This is a genomic window from Bradyrhizobium sp. Crot121 (genome assembly GCF_059512385.1).
This window is the reverse complement of the sequence record NZ_JCAMOR010000167.1, coordinates 1-5,518: the sequence shown is the minus strand read 5'-3', so window position 1 is coordinate 5,518 and position 5,518 is coordinate 1. Positions and strand designations below refer to the sequence as shown.

Here is a 5,518-nt window from a genome sequence, read left to right as displayed (position 1 = left end):
CATCATGCGCTCCGTCTATCAAACGGAGCAGCCCCTTCCAACTAAGCACGTGGTCCCACAATCGGGGTCCATTTCAAACCGCGATTGTCCCCGGCGAATCAAAGGAAGAACACGATGTCGGATGCAAAATTGCAGAATGTGCTGTCTTCTCTTTCGCAGACAGCGAGACAGTTGAATGCTCCGCCGGCCGGCCGGACTGCGCCGGATGCAACTTACGTGAAGCTAGATACCAATGAGAACCCATTTCCACTGCCAACGATCGTATGGCAAAGTGCAATTACCGCCCTTGAGCGGCAGTATCTTTATCCCGAAGATGACAACCTCAGCTTGCGGGAAGCAGCTGCCAATGCGTACGGCGTAGCGACGGATCATGTGATTGCCGGCAATGGATCATCTGAGATTCTGGGGCTGATCTACAGAGCCTTTCTTGCCCCCGGGCAAGAGCGTGGCAATGCTGTCTCCAGGTTTTTCATTCAATCGCAAACTTGCTATGTTGCAAGGGGCTCAACTTCTCGAAGTCAGATGTGACGAACCTCAGTCCTTGCCTATAGAGCAATTGTTGTTGGGTTGCGAAAAAGCCGCGAAGTTCGTTCTGGTAGCTAATCCGAATAATCCAACCGGAACGTTCATTCCGATCGCTGACATCGAACGCCTTGTGGCAGAATCGGACCGTCTAGTCGTGTTGGACGAGGCGTATGTCGATTTTGCGCCTGATAATGGCCTACGCCTCCTAAGCCGCTATCCGACTCTTCTGATCTTAAGAACATTTTCGAAGAGCTACGCCGCCGCTGGCATTCGCGTCGGCTTCGGACTAGGCCACCCAGAGCTTATCGGAAGGCTTCGTAACATCCAGAACGTCTTCAACATGAATGTGATCGGTCACGCGGTGGGCATCAGCGTTCTTGCGCACCGCGCCATCTACGAAGATAACCATAGGCACATCACGCAGGAAAGAGAACGAGTGGCGAGCGCACTGTCACAACTTGGATTGTCTGCAACGCCCTCCGACGCAAATTTCTTGCTAGTCCGTGTGCCCGCGGGACACGACGGCAGATGGTGGCAGCTGGCTTTGGAAAGGCAAAAGATACTCGTTGCCTTTTTCCCTGATGAAGGTCTTGAAGACTGTATCCGCGTTAGCATCGGCACAAAAACGCAAATGGACGCGATTCTCGCAGCAATCAGTGACATTTCTGGCCGCTCGAAAATGGGTATATCGCCCGCCGCGCAGTAGTAATGTCTGGTGCCGCGTCACGTATGCGATAGCACCACCGAGGGATGAGAGCGGTGGGTGGCATAACCGAGATCTGTTGTGACTGATGGACGAAAATCGACGACGGATCGATCCCTTAACTGCCACGGCCCCGTTTTCGAGGGACAACCGCCTCGTGATCAGCGGTATCGCGCACCTACTGCAGTTAACAAGGGACAACGATCGCTTTCCTGGTTGAGCCGCGCATGGAGCGTGGCTTGATCGAGCTCGCCTTCCCACCAGGACACGAACACCGCGGCAAGACCGTTGCCCGTGATATTGGTAAGGGCGCGCACCTCGCTCATGAATTTATCGATCGAGAACACGATTGCCATGCCAGGCACTAGCGCCGGATTAACCGATGATAGCGTCGCCGCGAGCGTGATGAAGCCGGCCCCGGTGATACCGCTTGCGCCTTTCGAGGTCATCATCGCCACGATCAGGATCGTGAGCTGTTGGCCGAAGGTAAGATCGACCCCGAGCGCCTGCGCGATAAATAACTTTGCCAAGCTCATGTAGACGTTGGTGCCATCGAGGTTGAACGAGTAGCCGGTCGGCACCACGAGCCCGACCACGGGCTTGGAGCAGCCGAGCCGCTCAAGCTTCTTCATCAACTGCGGCAGCGCGCTTTCCGAGGACGAGGTGCCGAGCACGAGCAAGAGCTCGTCTTTGATATAAGCGATAAACTTGAAGATCGAAAAGCCAACGGAGCGCGCGATCAGACCGAGCACGACCACCACGAACAGCGCGGCCGTGGCGTAGAACAGTGCGATTAGGCCGATTAGATTGCCGAGCGCCGAGGGTCCGAGCTTGCCGATCGTGAAGGCCATGGCGCCGAACGCGCCGATCGGCGCGGCCTTCATGACAATAGCGATGACGCCGAACACCGCGTGCGCCGTGTCGTCGATCATGCCGCGCAACTTCTCGCCGCGCTCACCCAGCGCCATCAGCGAGAAGCCGAACAGGATGGCAAATAAGAGTACCTGCAGGATGTCGCCGCGCGCCAGCGCGCCGACCACGCTGTCGGGAATGATATTGAGGATGAAATCGACGGTTTTCGAAGCTTCCGCCTGCTCCACGTAGTTGGCGACGGCTGCGGCATCGGGCTTGGCCGCAAGGCCGTGGCCGATCTGGAAAAGATTGCCCATCAGAAGGCCGAGCAACAAGGCAAAAGTGGAGACGATCTCGAAATAGACCAGCGCCTTGAGGCCGACCCAGCCGACCTTTTTCGCATCCTGGATGTGCGCAATGCCCGAGACCACGGTGCAGAAGATGATGGGCGCGATGACCAACTTGATCAGCTTGATGAACCCGTCACCAAGCGCCTTGACCCAATCGCTGGTCGCGAGCGACGGCCACAGCCAACCGACGACGACGCCAATCAGGATCGCGATCAGCACCTGAACGTAGAGGATTTTGTACCAAGTTCTCGACACCGGCGCGGGTGCGGCAGTTGCGATGGTGGTCATGACGCTCCTTCCCAATATGAACTCGAACACCGAGCCACCGCGCGTTGAGAGGCGACGGCATCAGACGAGCCTTGTCATGCCAGCCGTGCGCAATTGAAGACGGCGATGTCGGAACTCCGACAGCCGGCAGCGCGATTTGCTGGCAGTTACGTGTGTTTTTCTCTCATTAAGCAAGACGCGCACCACGCGCCGAAGCCATGCTGCCGTTCAACCGGCGAGACTGTGGACAGACTTTCTCCTAAATGTATTTGGTTGAATGCCAGAAACGCGTTTGTTCCGCCGAAGGCAGAGGCGTTGTTCAGCGCCACGCGCACCTTGCGCTCGCGCGCGCCAGATTGGGCGCGGCCTCGAGATCGACCAGCTGCTTGCGGGCGATTTAATGCTCGGGCAGCGTTTTGAGCTTGGCCCTTATCCTGAGCTCAGAGTTGCAATCGGGTCACTGGCGGAGCGGCCTTCGCATCTCCCTATAAATGGAAGCGCCGCCGGTCCCGCCCATTCCGGAAACGACGACGCGCCTCCCCGTTCAGGCCTTCTCAGCGACCACGCCGCGGACAGGTTCGTCGCCGATAGACTTGAGATTCGATCAGGCGTCATCCGTGTTCATCTCAATCGTCGATCGCGTAGGACTGCGCCACGCAGATGATGTCCGCAACTCCAGTGACTGGATGCCACACCAGGTCAGTTCCGTGGTGGTCGATGTCTCGCGGCCGCCGACAGCGTTTTCCTTGTTCGTGCAACAATTTCCTTCGCGAATTGATCTGCCATGCTGCTGCTTCCATTAGGCGCTTCGACGCGAACGCACTGCCTTTCAGCCGCGCCGCGCGACAGAAGCAGTGACGTGATTCGTCGGGCGTCAGGTGCTGTCAATGCAACATTCCGCGACATTGGTAAAATTGATTTTTTGGATGGTACGCATCCACATTATCGACGTTTGGAGACATGCGCCTAAGACCTTGATGCAAGCTGCCCTCGGGCGTTATCGAGCCTCGCGTCGTAGTTTCGCACAGTTAAAAACGACAGCCTCGATGCTCCTTCACCGGGCCATCTACGCCGAGCTCCCGCCGCGCCTGGACGAGACGTCTGCCCCAGAGTTCTCGTCGAACGGACGCTTCGTAGTGGCAGACGTGAAGGCAGAACTTATCGTATTCCGACACCCCAGGCGGCCACGTCGGGTCAGCCGGTCCGGAGATCGGAGTCGAGCCGTTCAAAGATCCAAAATCGGACATCACGGCGCGGCGGAGCCAACTTTGGGCAGAGTAATGCCAGAAGTTTTTCGTTCAAGAGGCTAGAGATGTTCGGTTGAAGACGCCGAAGTCGGAAGCTGACACGGCGCTGAGGCCATTCCGCCGCAATTCAACAGCCACGCTGGCGCTTAAGCGTGTTTGGCTGCTATGGCGCAAGGCGCGCATCATATTCCGCGAGCGGCACGCCGATTGCTGGGATGAGGAGCATAAGCCGCCGCGGCCAAAGTGGTCGCAGCCGCCCCGCTCCGAAAGAACTCCCAATGAGGCTTGCCCGATTGATCCTGATAAATGCAACCTTAATCCTGATCCTGCTCCTGCTCGGAATAGCAGCAGCGGTCAACATCAGTCCCACTATTGCCGCAAACTTCCGTCTGCCGGGCAACGAGATTGCAGCACCGCTCATTCAGACGATCCGGCTCGAGGCCGGGTTGAGCTCTCGCGCGAACGGACATTTTTGCAGCCGGATCATCCAACCCGCGCATTTTGTATCCTTCTGTCGGCCGACCAGTTCCGCCCAAGTAAGTCGATGGAGAAGCCTCTCCGGGTATCGCAAGCAGCTTCACGACTAAAGAGCGGCAAGTTCGTGCTGTGGCGTTCGAACGTGAAGTTCGCCAATCGCGCGGAGAGGCTTCAGATGATGTCTGTCGCAAAATCATCGATCTGCGATCCGGCCGCCGCACCTTATGATGGCGCAACGGCGGTGCAGGTAACGAAAGTGCTAGGTGTCAGTGCGGCGATTCAGCCAAATAAGGCCGGTGGCGCCAGCATCACACACGCCTATCAACCCGAGACCGGCAATGCCGAACTCGGATTTGTCGCGCCGCCCGAGCTTACAAACAGCAAAATCCGTTGCCGCTGGCTGGTGGCGCAGGAGTCTTATGGGCAAGACGCCGTGCTGTTGGAGACTGGCACCTACAATAAACTGTCGGCCGCCTTCGTCAACTTTCTCAAATGGCAAAAACTCCACGCGATTATCGCGCGGGGTGGCTACGTGCAAAGCTAGAGTTGACGCATGGATGGCTTTTTCGCCAGAGCTCTGGGAATCGCTCCGGCTCACGATCGAGCTCGCGAGCCTGACGACCGTGATCCTGCTGGTCCTTGGCACGCCGCTCGCGTGGTGGATAGCGCGCTCGAAGAGCCTTTGGGCTGAGGCGGTCGCCACGATCATCCCGCTGCCGCTGGTGCTGCCGCCAACAGTACTCGGTTTCTATCTGCTGGCCCTGCTCGGCCCGAGTGGCCTTCTCGCCTCTCTCTGGGGCGGGGCCACGCTCGCCTTCACCTTTACAGGGCTCGTGGTCGGATCGGTTTTGTCAGCTCTGCCTTTGGTGGTGCAGCCCATCCGCAACGCCTTCGCTGCGATGGGTGACCGCCGGCTGGAAGTCGCTGCCACTCTGCGCGCCTCACCGTTATATACCTTCTTCACGGTCGCCTTGCCTGTGGCGCGAACGGGTGTTCTGACAGGCGCCATGCTTGGCTTTACGCATGCGATAGGCACGTTCGGCATCGTGCTTATGATCGGCGGCAACATTCCTGGGCGCACCAAGGTGCTGTCGGCC

3 protein-coding genes and 1 pseudogene are annotated in these 5,518 nt (G+C 58.0%); 3 read left to right on the top strand and 1 reads right to left on the bottom strand.

What is annotated here, in order from left to right; all coding sequences use genetic code 11:
* Positions 1-114 precede the first annotated feature (114 nt).
* Positions 115-1,231, top strand: a pseudogene (gene hisC, locus AC5ZGW_RS45235) (histidinol-phosphate transaminase).
* A 158-nt stretch (positions 1,232-1,389) separates the two neighbouring features.
* Here the strand turns inward: hisC and dctA are convergent.
* Positions 1,390-2,718, bottom strand: a complete 1,329-nt coding sequence (dctA, locus tag AC5ZGW_RS45230; RefSeq protein ID WP_130231486.1) for a C4-dicarboxylate transporter DctA — start codon at positions 2,716-2,718, stop codon at positions 1,390-1,392.
* Positions 2,719-4,017: 1,299 nt separating this feature from the next.
* Between dctA and AC5ZGW_RS45225 the strand changes: the two genes are divergently transcribed.
* Both AC5ZGW_RS45225 and AC5ZGW_RS45220 read left to right on the top strand, forming a co-directional pair.
* On the top strand, positions 4,018-4,965 hold the full coding sequence (locus tag AC5ZGW_RS45225) for a type 2 periplasmic-binding domain-containing protein (protein ID WP_130231484.1): 948 nt from the start codon (positions 4,018-4,020) through the stop codon (positions 4,963-4,965).
* A gap of 13 nt (positions 4,966-4,978) precedes the next feature.
* The coding region (locus tag AC5ZGW_RS45220) for a molybdate ABC transporter permease subunit (RefSeq protein WP_394570381.1) at positions 4,979-5,518 on the top strand (540 nt) is incomplete at its 3' end.

Coding starts and splice junctions, on each gene's coding strand:
- dctA (WP_130231486.1), bottom strand. CDS start 2,718: ATGACCACCATCGCAACTGCCGCACCCGCGCCGGTGTCGAGAACTTGG.